Annotated in this window: 15 protein-coding genes; 12 read left to right on the plus strand and 3 right to left on the minus strand. The window is 66.0% G+C overall.

The features are described 5' to 3' along the window. Positions 1-19: 19 nt before the first annotated feature. From carB to R9X41_RS08675, 4 genes are all read left to right on the plus strand, one after another. Entirely contained in the window at positions 20-3,265 is a 3,246-nt protein-coding gene (gene carB, locus R9X41_RS08660) for a carbamoyl-phosphate synthase large subunit (RefSeq protein ID WP_318634470.1), read from the plus strand. Positions 3,266-3,280: 15 nt separating this feature from the next. Then, the gene (locus tag R9X41_RS08665) at positions 3,281-4,153 is read left to right on the plus strand and encodes a Kdo hydroxylase KdoO (RefSeq protein ID WP_318634471.1); all 873 of its coding nucleotides are present in this window, start codon (positions 3,281-3,283) and stop codon (positions 4,151-4,153) included. Between the two features lie 72 nt (positions 4,154-4,225). Next, the gene (gene greA / locus R9X41_RS08670; RefSeq protein ID WP_318634472.1) at positions 4,226-4,702 is read left to right on the plus strand and encodes a transcription elongation factor GreA; all 477 of its coding nucleotides are present in this window, start codon (positions 4,226-4,228) and stop codon (positions 4,700-4,702) included. Continuing rightward, positions 4,702-5,175: a DUF4149 domain-containing protein gene (locus tag R9X41_RS08675; protein ID WP_318634473.1), complete on the plus strand. Its 474-nt coding sequence runs from the start codon at positions 4,702-4,704 to the stop codon at positions 5,173-5,175. The genes greA and R9X41_RS08675 overlap by 1 nt, the downstream gene beginning before the upstream one ends. 4 nt (positions 5,176-5,179) lie before the next feature. Here R9X41_RS08675 and R9X41_RS08680 read toward each other — a convergent pair whose 3' ends face one another. Next, positions 5,180-5,929, minus strand: coding sequence for a glycosyltransferase (locus R9X41_RS08680; RefSeq protein ID WP_318634474.1), 750 nt, complete (start codon positions 5,927-5,929; stop codon positions 5,180-5,182). Positions 5,930-5,942: 13 nt separating this feature from the next. Further along, positions 5,943-6,416, minus strand: coding sequence for a YhbY family RNA-binding protein (locus R9X41_RS08685; RefSeq protein ID WP_318634475.1), 474 nt, complete (start codon positions 6,414-6,416; stop codon positions 5,943-5,945). 85 nt (positions 6,417-6,501) lie between these two features. Between R9X41_RS08685 and R9X41_RS08690 the strand changes: the two genes are divergently transcribed. The 8 genes from R9X41_RS08690 (at position 6,502) to R9X41_RS08725 (ending at position 16,634) form a co-directional block, all read left to right on the plus strand. Beyond that, a complete protein-coding gene (locus R9X41_RS08690; RefSeq protein ID WP_318634476.1) occupies positions 6,502-7,170 on the plus strand; it encodes an RlmE family RNA methyltransferase in 669 nt (222 codons plus the stop codon). Positions 7,171-7,309: 139 nt separating this feature from the next. Then, the gene (gene ftsH / locus R9X41_RS08695; protein WP_318634477.1) at positions 7,310-9,235 is read left to right on the plus strand and encodes an ATP-dependent zinc metalloprotease FtsH; all 1,926 of its coding nucleotides are present in this window, start codon (positions 7,310-7,312) and stop codon (positions 9,233-9,235) included. Between the two features lie 83 nt (positions 9,236-9,318). Further along, positions 9,319-10,158 (plus strand): dihydropteroate synthase, encoded by an 840-nt coding sequence (folP, locus tag R9X41_RS08700; protein WP_318634478.1) that lies wholly within the window; start codon positions 9,319-9,321, stop codon positions 10,156-10,158. Positions 10,159-10,192: 34 nt separating this feature from the next. Then, on the plus strand, positions 10,193-11,560 hold the full coding sequence (gene glmM / locus R9X41_RS08705; RefSeq protein WP_318634479.1) for a phosphoglucosamine mutase: 1,368 nt from the start codon (positions 10,193-10,195) through the stop codon (positions 11,558-11,560). A gap of 134 nt (positions 11,561-11,694) precedes the next feature. After that, on the plus strand, positions 11,695-12,570 hold the full coding sequence (locus R9X41_RS08710) for a GNAT family N-acetyltransferase (protein WP_318634480.1): 876 nt from the start codon (positions 11,695-11,697) through the stop codon (positions 12,568-12,570). Between the two features lie 151 nt (positions 12,571-12,721). Beyond that, positions 12,722-14,953 (plus strand): polyphosphate kinase 1, encoded by a 2,232-nt coding sequence (gene ppk1, locus R9X41_RS08715; RefSeq protein ID WP_318634481.1) that lies wholly within the window; start codon positions 12,722-12,724, stop codon positions 14,951-14,953. Continuing rightward, entirely contained in the window at positions 14,950-15,426 is a 477-nt protein-coding gene (locus R9X41_RS08720) for a SixA phosphatase family protein (RefSeq protein ID WP_318634482.1), read from the plus strand. The genes ppk1 and R9X41_RS08720 overlap by 4 nt, the downstream gene beginning before the upstream one ends. 98 nt (positions 15,427-15,524) lie before the next feature. After that, entirely contained in the window at positions 15,525-16,634 is a 1,110-nt protein-coding gene (locus tag R9X41_RS08725) for a hypothetical protein (protein WP_318634483.1), read from the plus strand. A 40-nt stretch (positions 16,635-16,674) separates the two neighbouring features. Here R9X41_RS08725 and R9X41_RS08730 read toward each other — a convergent pair whose 3' ends face one another. Further along, entirely contained in the window at positions 16,675-18,174 is a 1,500-nt protein-coding gene (locus R9X41_RS08730; protein ID WP_318634484.1) for a Ppx/GppA phosphatase family protein, read from the minus strand. Between the last annotated feature and the right edge of the window lie 5 nt (positions 18,175-18,179).

Genomic DNA, 18,179 nt, shown 5'->3' on the forward strand with positions numbered 1-18,179 from the left:
CGGTCCTGCGGGAGCAAAAATGCCTAAGCGTTCAGATCTCAAATCCATTCTCATCATCGGCGCCGGCCCGATCGTCATCGGTCAGGCCTGCGAGTTCGACTACTCCGGCGTGCAGGCCTGCAAGGCGCTGCGGGAAGAGGGCTACAAGGTCATCCTGATCAACAGCAATCCCGCGACGATCATGACCGACCCGGCCACTGCCGACGTGACCTACATCGAGCCGATCACCTGGCAGACGGTCGAGAAGATCATCGCCAAGGAACGTCCCGACGCGATCCTGCCCACCATGGGCGGCCAGACCGCGCTGAACTGCGCGCTCGACCTGTGGCACCACGGCGTGCTCGACAAGTACGAGGTGGAACTGATCGGCGCGACGCCCGAAGCCATCGACAAGGCCGAGGACCGCCTGAAGTTCAAGGACGCGATGACCAAGATCGGCCTGGGCTCGGCGCGCTCGGGCATCGCCCATTCCATGGACGAGGCCTGGTCGGTGCAGAAGGGCCTGGGCTTCCCGACGGTCATCCGCCCCAGCTTCACGCTGGGCGGCACCGGCGGCGGCATCGCCTACAACGCCGAAGAATTCGAGGTCATCTGCAAGCGCGGCCTGGAAGCCTCGCCCACCAACGAACTGCTGATCGAAGAATCGCTGCTCGGCTGGAAGGAGTACGAGATGGAAGTGGTCCGCGACAAGGCGGACAACTGCATCATCGTCTGCTCCATCGAAAACCTGGACCCGATGGGCGTGCACACCGGCGACTCCATCACCGTGGCGCCCGCGCAGACCTTGACCGACAAGGAATACCAGATCCTGCGCAACGCCTCGCTGGCCGTGTTGCGCGAGATCGGCGTGGACACCGGCGGCTCCAACGTGCAGTTCTCCATCAACCCGAAGGACGGCCGCATGGTCGTCATCGAGATGAACCCGCGGGTCTCGCGCTCGTCGGCGCTGGCCTCCAAGGCCACCGGCTTCCCGATCGCCAAGGTGGCAGCCAAGCTGGCGATCGGCTACACGCTCGACGAACTGCGCAACGACATCACCGGCGGCGCCACGCCGGCGTCGTTCGAGCCGAGCATCGACTACGTCGTCACCAAGATCCCGCGTTTCGCGTTCGAGAAGTTCCCCACCGCCGACAGCCGCCTGACGACGCAGATGAAGTCCGTCGGCGAAGTGATGGCCATGGGCCGCACCTTCCAGGAGTCTTTCCAGAAAGCCCTGCGCGGCCTGGAAGTGGGTGTGGACGGCATGAACGAAAAGACCCAGGACCGCGAAGTGCTCGAAAAGGAACTGGGCGAGCCCGGCCCCGAGCGCATCTGGTACGTGGGTGACGCCTTCGCCCAGGGCATGAGCGTGGACGAGGTCTTCGCGCTCACCAAGATCGACCCGTGGTTCCTGGTGCAGATCGAGGAGATCGTGAAAATCGAGCTCGAACTCGACCAGCTCGCCATCGACAAGGGTGACGCCGCACTGGCAGCGCTCGACGCGACCACGCTGCGCACGCTCAAGTCCAAGGGCTTCTCCGACCGTCGCCTGGCCAAGCTGCTCAAGACCAGCGAAAAGGCGGTGCGCGAAGCCCGCCGCGCGCTCAAGGTGCGCCCGGTCTACAAGCGGGTGGACACCTGCGCGGCGGAGTTCGCTACCAACACCGCCTACATGTACTCCACGTACGAGGACGAGTGCGAGGCCGATCCGACCGACAACAAGAAGATCATGGTGTTGGGCGGTGGGCCGAACCGCATCGGTCAGGGCATCGAGTTCGACTACTGCTGCGTGCACGCCGCGCTGGCGATGCGCGAGGACGGCTACGAGACCATCATGGTCAACTGCAATCCCGAAACCGTCTCCACCGACTACGACACCTCCGACCGTCTGTACTTCGAGCCGCTGACGCTCGAGGACGTGCTGGAGATCGTCGACAAGGAAAAGCCGGTCGGCGTGATCGTGCAGTACGGCGGCCAGACGCCGCTCAAGCTCGCGCTCGGCCTGGAAGCCGAAGGCGTGCCGATCATCGGCACCACGCCCGACATGATCGACGCGGCCGAAGACCGTGAGCGCTTCCAGAAGCTGCTGCACGAGCTGGGCCTGCGCCAGCCGCCCAACGCCACCGCGCGCACCGAGCCCGAGGCCCTGGAAAAGGCCGCGGCGCTGGGCTATCCGCTGGTGGTGCGCCCGAGCTACGTGCTGGGCGGCCGGGCGATGGAAATCGTCCACGAACAGCGTGACCTGGAGCGCTACATGCGCGAAGCGGTCAAGGTCAGCAACGATTCCCCGGTGCTGCTCGACCGCTTCCTCAACGATGCCATCGAGTGCGACGTCGACTGCATCCGCGACAACACCGGCGCCACCTTCATCGGCGGCGTGATGGAGCATATCGAGCAGGCCGGCGTGCACTCGGGCGACTCGGCCTGTTCGCTGCCGCCGTACTACCTGTCGGCCGCCACGGTCGACGAGCTCAAGCGTCAGTCGGCCGCGATGGCCGGCGCGCTGAACGTGGTCGGCCTGATGAACGTGCAGTTCGCGATCCAGGAAGTCGACGGGCAGGACGTGATCTACGTGCTCGAAGTCAATCCGCGCGCATCCCGCACCGTGCCCTTCGTCAGCAAGGCGACCGGCGTGCAACTGGCCAAGGTGGCCGCACGCTGCATGGCCGGGCAATCGCTGGCGTCGCAGGGCATCACCAAGGAAGTCACGCCGCCGTACTTCAGCGTCAAGGAAGCCGTCTTCCCGTTCGTCAAGTTCCCGGGCGTGGACACCATCCTCGGGCCGGAAATGAAGTCGACCGGCGAGGTCATGGGCGTGGGCAAGACCTTCGGCGAAGCCTTCGTCAAGAGCCAGCTCGGCGCCGGCACCAAGCTGCCGCGCGAAGGCAAGGTCTTCCTGACGGTCAAGAACAACGACAAGCCGCGCACCGTCGAAGTGGCGCGCCAGCTGGTTCAGCTGGGCTTCAGCCTGGTCGCGACCAAGGGTACGGCCGGGGCGATCTCGGCGGCGGGCATTCCGGTCGAGGTGGTCAACAAGGTCACAGAAGGCCGGCCGCACGTGGTCGACATGATCAAGAACAACGAGATCGTGATGGTGGTCAACACGGTCGAAGAGCGCCGCAACGCGATCTCCGACTCGCGCCAGATCCGCACCTCGTCGCTGCTGGCCCGTGTCACTACCTTCACCACCATCTCGGGCGCCGAGGCGGCGGTCGAAGGCCTGGCGCATGTCGACGGCCTGGGCGTGATCTCGGTGCAGGAAATGCACGCGCAACTCACGGCCTGACCGGGAACGCGGCTCGTGGAAAAACAGATCGTCGAACGCGACCTGGCGGACTGGAAGGCGGCCGAGGCCGATGCCGCCCTGATCGCCGCGGTCGAGGCCGGCAAGGTGCTGTATTTTCCGAGCCTGCATTTCACGATCTGGCCGCAGGAGGCCGCGTTGCTCCGGCCGGAGCTATTGGCCAAGGGCAAGCGCAACATCAGCCTGGATGCCGACGGCACGCTCAAGGGTGCCGACGCCTCCCTGGCGGAGCAGGCCGAGCTGGCCGGCATGATCGGCCGCTTCCGCGACGGGGCGCTGGCCCTGGTGCATGGCTTGCTGCCGGCTTACCAGCCGCATCTGCGCATCGCGCCCACCAGCTTCCGGCCAGCCGAAGTGCAGGGCCGGGCGCAGTCCTGGCGCGCGGACGACCGGCGGCTACATGTCGATGCCTTTCCTTCCCGGCCCAACCGGGGCGAGCGCATCCTGCGTGTCTTTGCCAACATCAATCCGATGGGCCAGCCCCGTACCTGGCGGGTGGGCGAGCCTTTCGAAGATGTCGCCCGCCGCTACCTGCCACGTGCCAAACCATACAGCGCCTGGCAGGCGCAGTGCTTGAAGCGACTCGGCATCACCAAGTCGTTTCGCAGCGAATACGACCACCTCATGCTGCAGTTGCACGACGGCATGAAGGGCGATGCCGATTACCAGAAGAACGCGCGGCAGGTGACCATGCCTTTCGCCGCCGGATCGGCGTGGGTCTGCTTTTCCGACCAGACGCCGCACGCGGTCATGTCGGGCCAGTTCATGATGGAGCAGACCCTGCATTTGCCAGTCGAGGCGCAATACAATCCATCATCCAGTCCGCTTGCGATCCTGACGCGGCTGGCAGGGCATCCGCTCGTTCCCTAGCGGAAAAAGCCCTCACTCATTTCACCGCCGGACCTATCCCGTCCGGCGTTTTGTTTTTGGAGAGAAGAACACATGGCGACCATTCCCATCACCAAGCGCGGAGCTGAAAAACTCAAGAGCGAACTGCACCGGCTGAAGACCGTGGACCGTCCCGGCGTCATCCAGGCGATCGCCGAAGCTCGTGCGCAAGGCGATCTGAGCGAGAACGCCGAGTACGACGCGGCCAAGGACCGCCAGGGCTTCATCGAAGGCCGCATCCAGGAAGTGGAAGGCAAGCTCGCTGCGGCGCAAGTGATCGATCCTTCGTCGCTGGATGCCGATGGCAAGGTGGTGTTCGGCGCAACCGTCGAACTCGAGGACGAAGACAGCGGCGACCAGGTTACCTACCAGATCGTCGGTGAAGACGAAGCCGACCTGAAGCTCGGTCTGATCAACGTGTCCAGCCCCATCGCCCGCGCCATGATCGGCAAGGAAGAGGGCGACAGCGTGAGCGTGCAGGCGCCGGGCGGCGTGCGCCATTACGAGATCGTCGCGGTCCGCTACGCCTGATGTCCCGCGCGGCTGGCGACATGATCCACAACCGGCGTTTCTGCATCCTGGCCGCTGCGCTCTGGTGGGGCAGTCTCGGCACGGTCGGATTCTTCGTGGTGCCGATGCTCTTCGCGCACCTGCAGCCGGCAGCGCTCGCCGGCAATACGGCGGCCCATCTGTTCAGTGGGCAGACGTGGATTTCGGCGGTGTGCGCCATGCTGCTCATCGTGGCGTCTCGCGGACGAGGTCGTTCCGGCGATGGCGGCGATGGCGGCGGTTTCCCGGCCTATGGTTGGGTCGCGCTGGTGCTGGCGGGGCTGCTGCTGGCGCTGCTGTCGGAGTTCGCCGTGTCGCCGCGCATCGTCGCGCGGGAGAACCTCAAGCTCTGGCATGCGGTCGGCACCGCCTTCTATTTTTGCCAATGGGCTTGTGCGGGCCTGGCGCTATGGCGTCTGCTGACGCCCAATGACAACAAACCTGCCCAGGGCTGACGCCCTAGTCCTTCCAATGCTCTGCCACCCAGCCAGCCGGCTGGATGAAGCGGAAGCGCCGATTGCGCTGACCGTGCAGGGCATCCGGCGGATTGCATTCGCCGTGGAAGATCACCACCCGTGCGTCCTTCGGAATGGCCGGCTCCGTGAAGTAGTTCAAAGGCCAGCGCGGAATGCTGTGGTACTTGAAGCTCGGGCACCAGCGCTTGGGCCAATAGCGGAGCTTGCCCTGGCGATGGAGGTAGTCGGAGAGATAGGCCTGCTCGTTGCGAAACTGCAGGCGAATCTCGTCCTCGTGGGCCTGGAAGGTGGCCAGCACGTCGATGTGGGCGCCGATCTCGAACCGGTAGACCGATGAGTTGCCGGTAACCCGCCAAGGACGCTTGTAGTCCTTGATGATGAGGAATTCGCCCGGTTCCTCGAAGAAGCCGTCGAGGCTGCCCACCACCACCACGTCCACGTCCAGGTAGAGCGCGGTGCCTTGCAGGCCGTGCAGGTCGGCCACGAAGGTGCTCAGCTTGCGCCAGGCGCGATCGGGCACGCCGGGCTTCTCGGGCTTGAGCGGCATCTCCGGCAGCGGCAGGCATTTCACCTCGGGACGAATGCCTTTCGCGTCGTCCGTCAGGCAGACGAACTGGAAGTCGCCGCTCAGGTGGCGCCGTACCATGCCGTAGAGATGGTTGACGTATTCGGGGCCGTATTTATTGCCCCACTTCATGCACAGAACGTGGCGCTGGCGCCCCATCGCATCCATGGCGCGAACCACCTCAATCGGCCTGGCGTTTCTTGATCGATTTCTGCAGCACCTTGGCGCGCTTGATCGTGCCGCCGGAGGTGAGCCGCTGGTTGCCCAGCACCCGCAGGGTCTTCACTTCGGGGCGCTGGCCGCCGCGGCCGTACTTCAGCACTTTCACGTCCTTCGGGCCGGGCATGCGGTCTTCATCGGCTTCGGCGCGGGCCTTTTCGACGGGAGGGCGCCACAGCACCAGCAGCTTGCCGATGTGCTGAATCGGAGCAGCGCCGAGTTCGGCGGCGAGGGACTGGAACATCAGTTCACGGCCGGCGCGGTCGTCGGAAGCGACGCGCACCTTGATGAGGCCGTGGGCACCGAGCGCGGCGTCGATCTCCTTCTGGACAGCAGGAGTGAGGCCGTCGGAGCCGACGATCACCACCGGGTTGAGGTGATGGGCATCGGCGCGCTTTTCGCGGCGCTGGGCGGGGGTCAGGGAAATCAGGGGCATGGGCCGTATTATCCAAGCTTATGCCCATGTATCCCCCAATCGGCCTTCGGCCCGTGTGCCGTCCTTTCAATTTCGAGGGCGCGCAGTGAAGGTCAAGACCAACAGCAAGAAGGTCAACAAGGCCTGGCTGAACGACCACGTCAACGACACCTACGTCAAGCTCGCCGCCAAGGAAGGCTACCGGGCGCGGGCGGCTTACAAGCTCAAGGAAATCGACGAACTGCTCGGTCTGATCCGCCCCGGCCAGACGGTGGTGGACCTCGGGTCCACTCCCGGCGCATGGAGCCAGTACCTGCGGCGGCGGTTTTCGCCGGACGGCGCCGCGGCGGGCGCGCTCGACGGAACCATCATCGCGCTCGACCTGCTGCCGATGGTGCCGATCGAGGGCGTGCAGTTCATCCAGGGTGACTTTCGCGAGGCGGAGGTGCTGGCGAAACTCGAGGAAGCGGTCGGCGGCAAGCCGGTTGACGTGGTGGTGTCGGACATGGCGCCCAACCTGTCCGGTATTGCGTCGTCGGACGCCGCGCGCATCCTCGATCTGATCGAACTGGCGGTGGATTTCTCGCGCCAGCACCTCGTCGCCGAAGGTGCGCTCGTCGCCAAGGTCTTCCACGGAAGTGGTTACAACGACTTCGTCAAAGTATTCAAAGATGCTTTCAAGGTGGTGAAAGTGGTCAAGCCGAAGGCCTCCCGGGACAAGTCTTCCGAGACCTTCCTCGTCGGCATCGGACTGAAAGATCCAATGCGGCCCTGAGCGGCCCGCAATATCCCCAAAGCCCGTGCGTCCCCTAAGGACAGCGCCGGCCAAATTGCCGGTCTCGCACCTTGAAACGCCTAGAATGCGTCACACATAGGTCATCCATGTCCCCCCACGTATCCGACCGGAGCCTCGCTTGAACAATCAGTGGTTTTCGAAGATCGCCGTCTGGCTTGTGATCGCCATGGTGCTGTTCACTGTCTTCAAACAGTTCGACGCCCGCGGTGCCGCCGGCGCCGGCTACATCGGCTATTCGGACTTCCTCGAGGAAGTGCGCAGCAACCGCATCAAGAGTGCCACCATCCAGGAAGGCCAGAGCGGCGGCAGCGAAATCGTCGCCACCACCAACGACGACCGCAAGGTGCGCACCACCGCCACCTACCTCGACCGTGGCCTGGTCGGCGACCTGATCGCCAACAACGTCAAGTTCGACGTCAAGCCGCGTGAAGAGGGTTCGCTGCTCGTGTCGCTGCTGATCAGCTGGGGCCCGATGCTGCTGCTGATCGGCGTCTGGGTTTATTTCATGCGCCAGATGCAGGGCGGCGGCAAGGGCGGGGCGTTCAGCTTCGGCAAGAGCAAGGCACGCATGCTCGACGAGAACAACAACACCGTCACCTTCGCTGACGTCGCCGGCTGCGACGAGGCCAAGGAAGAAGTCAAGGAGGTCGTCGACTTCCTGAAGGATCCGCAGAAATTCCAGAAACTCGGCGGTCGTATTCCGCGCGGCCTGTTGCTGGTCGGCCCTCCGGGTACCGGCAAGACCTTGCTGGCCAAGTCCATCGCCGGCGAGGCCAAGGTTCCGTTCTTCAGCATCTCCGGTTCCGACTTCGTCGAAATGTTCGTTGGCGTGGGTGCTGCCCGTGTTCGCGATATGTTCGAGAACGCCAAGAAGAACGCTCCCTGCATCATCTTCATCGACGAAATCGACGCGGTCGGTCGTCAGCGCGGTGCCGGCCTCGGTGGCGGCAACGACGAACGTGAGCAGACACTCAACCAGATGCTGGTGGAGATGGACGGCTTCGAAACCAACCTCGGCGTGATCGTGGTGGCCGCTACCAACCGCCCGGACATTCTGGATGCCGCACTGCTGCGCCCCGGTCGTTTCGACCGCCAGGTCTATGTCACGCTGCCAGACATTCGCGGCCGCGAACAGATTCTCAACGTGCACATGCGCAAGGTTCCGCTGGGCCAGGACGTCAATCCGTCCATCATCGCACGCGGCACGCCCGGCATGAGCGGCGCCGATCTGGCCAATCTCTGCAACGAGGCTGCGCTGATGGCGGCTCGTCGCAATGCCCGCACTGTCGAAATGCAGGATTTCGAGCGTGCCAAGGACAAGATCTTCATGGGCCCCGAGCGCAAGAGCATGGTGATGCCCGAGGAAGAACGCCGCAACACGGCCTACCACGAGTCCGGCCATGCGCTCATCGGCAAGCTGCTGCCCAAGTGCGATCCGGTGCACAAGGTCACCATCATTCCGCGTGGCCGTGCGCTGGGCGTGACCATGAGCTTGCCGGCGCAGGACCGCTACAGCTACGACCGCGACTACATGCTCAACCAGATCAGCATGCTGTTCGGTGGCCGTATCGCCGAGGAGGTCTTCATGCACCAGATGACGACCGGTGCTTCCAACGACTTCGAGCGCGCCACCAACCTGGCCCGCGACATGGTGATGAAGTACGGCATGAGCGAGGCGCTCGGCCCGATGGTCTACGCCGAGAACGAGGGTGAAGTGTTCCTGGGTCGCTCGGTCACCAAGACGACCAACATGAGTGAGCAGACCATGCAGAAGGTCGACGACGCGGTGCGCCGCATCATCGACGAGCAGTACTCGCTGGCGCGTCGCCTGATCGAGGAACACAGCGACAAGATGCACGCCATGGCCAAGGCTCTGCTCGAATGGGAAACCATCGACACTGAGCAGCTCGACGACATCATGGCCGGCCGCGAGCCCCGTCCTCCGAAGGACTGGACTCCGCGCATTCCGCCGAACAACGGCGGCGACAAACCGGGCGGCGGCAACGCGGCAGTCGGAACCGATCCGGCGCCCAGCGCGGCCTGAGCATCAGGCTCGCCGCTCACACAGACAACGGGGCTTCGGCCCCGTTTTCGCTTCCCGCGCAACCGCATTCCTGATTCATATCGATGTTCTGGCAAACCTCGCGATTCCGCATCGATCTGCGGGAGCCCCGCGTGATGGGCATCGTCAACGTCACGCCTGATTCCTTCTCGGACGGTGGCCGGCACGACGACCTGACAGGCGCCCTGCGCCATTGCGAAAAGCTGCTGGCCGAGGGGGCCGACATGCTGGATATCGGTGGTGAATCGACCCGTCCCGGCAGCCCGCCGGTCTCGCTCGCCGATGAGTTGGCGCGGGTGGTGCCTTTGATCCGGGAGGCGGTGAAGTTCCAGGTGCCGATCTCGGTCGATACTTACAAGGCCGAGGTGATGCGCGCCGCGCTCGATCTGGGCGCCGATATCGTCAACGACATCCTGGCGCTGCGTGATCCGGGAGCATTGGAGGCCGTACAGGGCCATTCGTCCTGCGGAGTTTGCCTGATGCACATGCACCGCGAGCCGCGCACGATGCAGCAACTGCCGATGGAGGGCGACGTGGTGCCGCAGGTACATGACTTTCTGCAAGCGCAGGTGCAGCGCCTGGCGGCGGCAGGCATCGCGGCGGATCGCGTCGTGCTCGACCCGGGCTATGGCTTCGGAAAAACCGTGTCACAAAACTTCGCGTTGCTGGCACGCCAGCAGCAAGCGGTGCCGAGCGGTTATCCGATACTTGCCGGCTGGTCGCGCAAGTCCTCGCTCGGTTCGGTGACTGGTCTGCCGGTGGACGAGCGCATGGTGCCCAGTGTGGTCGCGGCGGTGCTTGCGGCGGAGCGCGGGGCGACGGTTTTGCGTGTCCACGATGTGGCGGACACCGTAGCGGCGCTGCAGGTGCTCGCGGCCACACGGCAGCAAGCAACGGCCGGTTGAATATTCCGATTACAACGAGAGACCCCAGACGAACATGGCACGCAAGTATTTCGGCACCGACGGCATTCGTGGCACCGTGGGCCGGCCACCCATCACCGCCGACTTCGCGCTGCGGCTCGCCCATGCCGTCGGCCGTGTTCTCCGACGCACGGAAAGCAGGCCGCAGGTCATGATCGGCAAGGACACCCGGGTGTCGGGCTACATGCTCGAAAGCGCACTCGAATCCGGCTTCAATTCCGCCGGCGTCGACGTGGTGCTGCTCGGACCGCTGCCCACACCGGGCGTCGCCTATCTCACCCGCGCGCTGCGGGCCAGCCTGGGCGTGGTGATCAGTGCCAGCCACAATCCGTTTGCCGACAACGGCATCAAGTTCTTCGGTCCCCACGGCACGAAGCTTGACGACGCCTGGGAACTGGCGGTGGAAGAGGCCCTGGAAGAACCACCTGCCTGGGCCGATTCCCTGGTGATCGGCAAGGCCCGCCGCCTGAGCGATGCGGCCGGTCGCTATATCGAGTTCTGCAAGAGCACCTTTGCGAATGCACTGACCCTGCGCGGGCTGAAGATCGTGGTCGATGCCGCGCACGGCGCGGCGTACCACATTGCGCCGCAGGTCTTTCACGAACTCGGCGCGGAGGTGCAGTCCATCGGCTGCAAGCCTGACGGTCTCAACATCAACGACGGTGTGGGTGCCACGCATCCGCAGGCGCTGGTGGCCGAGGTGAAACGCCGTGGGGCGGACTTCGGCATCGCGCTCGACGGTGATGCCGACCGGCTCATGATGGTCGATGGCAACGGCCGCCTGTACGACGGCGACGAACTGCTCTATCTGGTCGCCTGTGCGCGGCTCGATGCCGGCGAGCCCCTGCGGGGGCCGGATGCGCGCGACCCGTCGCTCGGCGTGGTCGGCACGCAGATGACCAACATGGCGATCGAGTTGGCCTTCCGGCGTCGGGGGGTGGAGCTGGTCCGTGCGCGCGTGGGCGACCGCTACGTGCTCGAGGAACTGGATGCGCGCGGCTGGCTGCTCGGCGGCGAAGGCTCGGGCCACCTGCTGGCACTGGACAAGCACAGCACCGGCGACGGCCTGATCAGTGCGCTGCAAGTGCTGCAGGCCTGCCTGCGCAGCGGCCGAACCATGGCGGAACTGCTGGGCGATGTCGCCTTGTTCCCGCAGACCTTGCTGAACGTGCGCCTCGCCGGCGGCCGGTCGTGGGCGCAGAGCGCGGCCTTCGAGTCGGTACGCCAGGAGGTCGAGACCGAGCTGCACGGTGAAGGGCGCGTGCTGATCCGGGCGAGCGGTACCGAGCCCTTGCTGCGCGTGATGGTCGAGGCACGAGAGGCCGGTCTGGCGCAACGCTGCGCCGAGCGCCTGGTGGCAGCGGTCGAAGCCGAGGTCGGCTGACGGCGCGCGATTCGTGGCGCTGCGATAGGGCGCCAGGTGGCCGACACGGCGGTCACCGCGTGGTCACGGATGGGCCACGGACATGTCATGTGCCGGGCAGAGACTCCTCGCATACCATGAAGACGAGGACGTGCATGCGTGAGTTGCCCAACCCCACCTTTCCGCTTTCGCCCGGCATTTCGCAGCGCCTGATGGCCTTGCTGCCCGTCCAGGCCACCGGCCTTGCGTTGCCGAAATCGGCGGGTGTGCCGGTTTCAAACCCGATCGTCGTGCCGGCGGAGCCCAAGGTCGAACTCCAGATCTGCTGGGCGCGCCACCTCGACGAGGTCCGCGAGGCGCAGCGCCTGCGCCATTCGGTTTTTGTCGGCGAGATGGGCGCGCGGGTCGAGGCCTCGATCCCGGGTCATGACCTCGACCTGTTCGACGACTACTGTGAGCATCTGCTGGTGCGGGCGGGCGCGGGTGGCCCGGTGGTCGGCACCTACCGCGTGCTGACGCCCGCACAGGCCCGGCGCGCCGGCAGTTTCTACAGCGACACCGAATTCGACCTCGTTCGCCTGCGCAGCGTACGCGACCGCATGGTCGAGCTCGGCCGCAGTTGCGTGCATGCGGACCACCGCAGTGGCGGCGTCATCATGGCCCTTTGGGGTGCGCTCGCCGGTTTCATGGCGCGCAACAAGCTCGACACCATGATCGGCTGCGCCAGCGTTCCGATGGTGCACAACGGCGTGGCCGGTGGCGATGCGGCGGCCAGCATCTGGCGGCAACTCAGCCAGACCCACCTCGCGCCGGTCGAGTGGCGGGTGTGGCCGCGCCTGCCGTTGCCGATCGAGCGGCTCGACGACACGCTCGACGTGGAGCCGCCGGCACTGATCCGCGGCTATCTGCGGATGGGCGCCAAGCTGCTGGGCGCACCGGCGTGGGATCCGGACTTCAACACCGCCGATCTGCCCATGCTCATGCGGACCGGTGACCTTCCAGCGCGTTATCGCCGCCATTTTCTTGGCTGAACGCGCGGATTGTTACCAAATTCAGCTGTCATGACAGATGTCTTGGTAATGTCATGGAGTCGTCACACGCAGGAAGCAGGCTAGAAGGCATGCTGTCGGCCGGCAGGACCGCACTGCGCAGTCCTGGCCGGTTTTGCCCTTTTTCTCCCTGATGACAACTTTTTCCTCCGCCACCCCTGATCCGGCCGCCCTGCCGGCGCCGGCTCTGGTTTCTCCGGCGCCGGCCATTCCGGAGACGACTTCGACCCTGACCGAACCGTCGGAGGCGAGCGTTGTCAACGCACCGCCCGCCGAGCTGGCGCACGCACCGATCGTGCCCAAGCCGTTGGCCCTGCTCGATCGTGATCGAAGCATCCTGGCCTTCAACGAGCGGGTTTTCCACTGGGCGACGCGGGAAGACATTCCGCTGCTGGAGCGCCTGCGCTACCTATGCATCGTGTCGTCCAACCTGGACGAGTTCTTCGAGGTCCGTGCCGCGCCGCATCTGGCGGCGGCACTTGCCGACGGCGACAAGCCGGGCGAGGCGACCGAGGTGTTCGAGGCACTCGCCCAGGCCGCGCACGAGCTGGTGGAGCGCCAGTATTCGCTCTACAACCATTCGTTGGTTCCGGCCTTTGCCGCCGGCGGCATCCATATCCTGTCGCACGGCGCGCGCAATCATGCCCAGCGCAGATGGGTACGTGACTACTTCCATCGAGAGGTGGCGCCGCTGCTGGTCGCGATCGGGCTCGATCCGGCGCATCCCTTTCCGCAGGTCGCCAACAAGTCGCTCAACTTCATCGTGCGTCTGCAGGGCAGCGATGCCTTCGGCCGCGAGAACGAGATCGCAATCCTGAAGGTGCCGCGGGTGCTGCCGCGGCTCATCAAGCTGCCCGCCGACGTGGCGCGGGGGCGAGCGTCCTTCGTGATGCTGTCGAGCGTCATCCGCGCGCATCTGGGCGAGCTTTTCCCCGGTCGGCAGATGACGGAGTTCTCGCAGTTCCGCGTCACCCGTCATTCGGATCTGGCGGTGGACGAGGACGAGGTGCTGAACCTGCGCACCGCGCTGCGGCGTGGCCTCACGTTGCGGCACTACGGCCAGGCGGTGCGGCTGGAAGTGTCGTCGGGCTGCTCGCAACATCTGCTGGACTTCCTGCAGCGGCAGTTCCGCCTGCCGGAAGCGGCGCTCTACCGGGTGCACGGCCCGGTGAACCTGGTGCGGCTGACGCAGCTGATCGACCTGGTCAACGACCCGGCCCTGCTGTATCCGCGCTGGACGCCGGCCCAGCCGGTCGGCCTGCGCACCGGCGTTTCGATCTTTTCGCAGCTGCGCGAGCGCGACGTGCTGATCCACCAGCCCTTCGAGAGCTTCGACGGCGTCGTCGATTTCCTGCGCGAGGCGGTGCACGATCCGCAGGTGCTGGCGATCAAGCAGACCATCTACCGCACCGGTTCCGAGTCGGTCATGATCGATCTGCTGACCGAGGCGGTGCGCCAGGGCAAGGAAGTCACCGCCGTGGTGGAGCTGAAGGCGCGCTTCGACGAAGAGGCCAACATCAACTGGGCCGAGGCGCTGGAGTCGGTCGGCGCGCAGGTGGTCTACGGCATCGTCGGCCTGAAGACGCACGCCAAGATGCTGCTGGTGACCCGCCGCGAGGGCAAGCGCCTGCGCCGCTACGGCCACCTCTCCACCGGCAACTACAACGCACGCACCGCGCGGCTCTACACCGACCTGAGCCATCTCACCGCCGACGTCGACATGACCGCCGACATGGACGCGGTCTTCGCCCATCTGGCCAGCCAGAACCAGCTGCCGCGCCTGAAGAAGCTGCTGCTCGCGCCTTTCCATCTGCAGGACGGACTCGTCGAGCGCATCGAATGCTGCGCGGCGGCCTCCCGTGCCGGCCTCGACAGCCGCATCGTCGTCAAGATGAACGCGCTGACCGATGAGCGGCTGATCCGCGCGCTGATCGACGCCGGCCAGGCCGGCGTGTGCATCGACCTGATCGTGCGTGGTGCGTGCATGCTCCCGGCCCAGCAGCCCGGCGTGACCGACAACATCCGGGTGCGCTCGGTCATCGGCCGGTTCCTGGAGCACACGCGCGTTTTTTACTTCCGCTGCGACGGGCGCGAAGAGCTTCATCTCTCCAGCGCCGACTGGATGAGCCGCAACATGCTGCGGCGGGTGGAGCTCGCCTGGCCGGTGAACGACCCGGCGCTGCGCACCCGCATCGTCGACGAATGCCTGGTGGCCTATCTGCACGACAGCAAGGATGCCTGGACGCTCGACGCCGACGGCCGCTACCGCTGCGCCGAGCCGGTGCCCGACGGTGACCACGCCGCACAGGCGGCCCTGATGGACCGATACCGCACGCCGGCCAACCGGCGAGAAAGAGCCGCATGATGGATCTCATCTTCTGGCGCCACGCCGAAGCCGCGGAACGCGACGAGAACATTCCCGACCTGGAAAGAGCGCTGACCGCACGTGGCGAAAAGCAGGCCGCTCGCATGGCGCAATGGCTGGATCGGCAATTGCCCGAGGGACTGCGCATGATGGCCAGCCCCGCTCGGCGCACCGAGCAGACCGCCATCGCGCTGGGCCGCAAGTACAAGCTGCGCGCCGAATTGCTGCCCGAGAGCACGCCGGAAGACCTGCTGAGCGTGGTGCAGTGGCCGCATGCCCGCGGCGCCGTGCTGGTGGTGGGGCATCAGCCGATGCTGGGCCGCACCATCGCCCAGTTGCTGGGCCTGCAGGCCAGCGACTGCGCGATCCGCAAGGGCGCGGTCTGGTGGTTGCGTCACCGCAGCCGTCAGCGCGAGGGCGAACCTGCCGAGCAGACCGTGGTCGTCACGGTGCAGACGCCGGAATTTCTCTGAGGGCCGCCTTCGTTCAAGAAAGTTCGGGCTTCGCATCGGGCCCGACGGAACCGGGTTGACAGGGGAGACTGGCGGTTTTGCCCGCCAGGGTCATTGTCATGTTGCCAGTCAACCCCACGCCCGCCGCGTTGCCCGGGCGCCGGCCATCCGGGTTTCACGCGCGCCAGGCCCGGGCCTTCGAATCTTCCGACGCGGATCGCGCTGACTCCACAGCGTCGCACGGACCGCTGGCGCAGCTCCTGACGGGCGCCGGGGCGCCGGGCGGCGCGTCGGCGGCGGACTTCGAGGGTGCCGATGTCATCGACATCGACGGCTGGCACCTATCGATCGAACGCGTCTGGGAAGAGATTCTTCCCCAGTTCGAAGACCGGAAACTGGCCCCCGCTACCTTGGCCGCGCTGCGTGCCTTGCTCGGGCGGCTCGTATCGAGCCGGCGTTCGCCGCATCCGCCGCGCTTCGAGACTTTCGAGGATCTGGCCGAAAAGCTGCTGAAGCGCTTCAACAGGAAGGCTGCTGCCCGTGTGCCGGTCAAGTTTCAGCCGAGCCCACCTGGCGCCGCTTCCGGATGGATGAGGAATGCCTTGTTCTTCCTGTACTGCTTTCACTTGCTCGGCGGCACGACGGGCGCGTCCCTGGCGGGTCGGACCTTCCGCGCCTCGATAGGCGCGCCTCGCTACCGCAACCTGATGGCGGAGCAGGACGGTCGCAGCTATCCGACGCATGCGCTGCAACTGCCCGGTTCCCGGATCCTGCAAAAGGGCGTCGAGCTGCCAGACGGCCGCTACATCTACGTGTGGGATGCGGAAACCGGCCAAATCGTGGTTCATCCGGAGGAACATGGCTCCAACCCACAGGCCACGGACGCCGTCCACCATTCGGACATCGCCTGTGGCCACGACGTGCACGCCGCCGGCCTTCTGGAGTTCCGCAACAACTCCGTGCTCTATGCCGATGACCGCTCAGGCCATTACCAGCCAAAAGACGAGGTGCGGGTCGATTCGAACACCTGCGAACCGGATTACGCCTTGGTGAGCCTGGAACCACTGCGCCGTGCGCTCACCGAAATCGGCATGGCCGCCCCGGCAATGGTGCTGGAGCCCGCCAATGCACGGGATCTGGGGCGACTGATGAGGCGTTGCGAGCGACAGAAGGCTCGCCAGAAAAAATCGCGCCGCGAGCCGCCCAACCCTGTCTTCCCGCTCCGTTAGGCGCGCGCGTGCGGCCCGGCACTCCCCCCCCCGGTGTGGCTCAGTTCCCGGCGACCGACAGCGACCGTTCCGTCTTCATCCACGCCTGGGACTCTTCGCGCAGCAGGTGCGCCGACTGCGGATGCTGCTTTTCCCAGCTATTGCTCCAGGCGAGCGACCAGCCGGTGCCGTTCTTCGATGGCGCCAGCCGCAGGTCGGTGAGATCAGGCTCACGCCGCGCATGGCACAGCGCCACCGCCAGCCGCAGGCTGAGCACCTGGCGCGCAAAACCGTCGTCTGTGAGCGAGTCTTCGACCTTGCGCAGCTTGCCGCGCTGGGCGAGCACCAGCTCGGACAGCCGCTCCAGCTCCGGCACCGAGAAGCCGGGCGCGTCCGCGTTGGCCAGGATGTAGGCGCCGTGCTTGTGGGCGTCGTCGTGCGCCACCAGGCAGCCGACCTCGTGCAGGCGCGCCGCCCAGCGCAGCTTGCGGGCTTCGCGCTCGGCATGGTCGGCAGCGGCCTCCGGCTGCAGATTGCGATGCAGCGCGGCCGCGACGCGGCTCACGCGGTCGGCCTGGGTCTCGTCCACCTGGAAGCGACGGGCGAGGGCGTCGACCGACGCCGCGCGCAGGTCGGTGTTGGGCTGCTCGCGGTCGAGCAGGTCGTAGAGCGCACCCTGGCGCAGCGCGCCCTGCGCGACCTGCATCTCGTCGATGTCCAGCAGGTCGAACACCGCGCAGAGAACCGCCACACCGCCACCGATCACCGGCTTGCGGTCTTCCTTGATGCCCTCGAGGCGCAATCCGTCGATCGTCTTGGCCTGCAGCAGCATCGCCTTGAGCGCCTGCAGTCCGGCGCCGGAGATCGTGCCGACGGGCAGTCCGAGCATTGCGGCCAGCGAGCCGACGGCGCCTGCCGTGCCGGAAGATCCGTAGGCCACGTCCCAGGCGCCTCGCCCGAACACCTGCAGGGCTTCGTCGAGCACGGCCTGCGCCGCCACCTCGGCGCGGGCGAACGCTTCCGTGGTGAAGCGCCCGTTCGGAAAATACTGCTGGGACCAGGCCACGCTCCCCACCGGAAATGATGCGACCGCGGCCGACACCAGGCCTCGGCCCAGGATCAGCTCGGTGGAGCGACCGCCCACATCGACCACGAGCCGGCGTTCCTCCGACGGCGGCAGCAGATGCGCCACGCCTTGGTAAATGAGCCGCGCTTCTTCGGGCCCGGAGACGACGTCGATCGGAAAACCGAGCAGGCGTGCACCGCGCTCGATGAACTCGGCTCGATTGGTAGCTTCGCGCAAGGTCTGCGTGGCCACGGCCCGGACCTGACCGGGCGCGAACTCGCCCAGGCGTTCGCCGAAGCGGGCCAGGCAATCCCAGCCGCGCTGCATCGCCTCGAGCGAGATGCGACCGGAGGCGTCGAGGCCACCGCCCAGACGCACGGTTTCCTTGAGATATTGGATGCGCTGAAGCCGGCCGTCGGTGTCGAAGCGCCCGATCTCGAGGCGAAAACTATTGGAGCCGAGATCGACTGCGGCGAGGGGAAGTCCGTCTTGCATGGGGC

The organism is Xylophilus sp. GOD-11R (genome assembly GCF_033546935.1).
Lineage (GTDB): Bacteria > Pseudomonadota > Gammaproteobacteria > Burkholderiales > Burkholderiaceae_C > Xylophilus.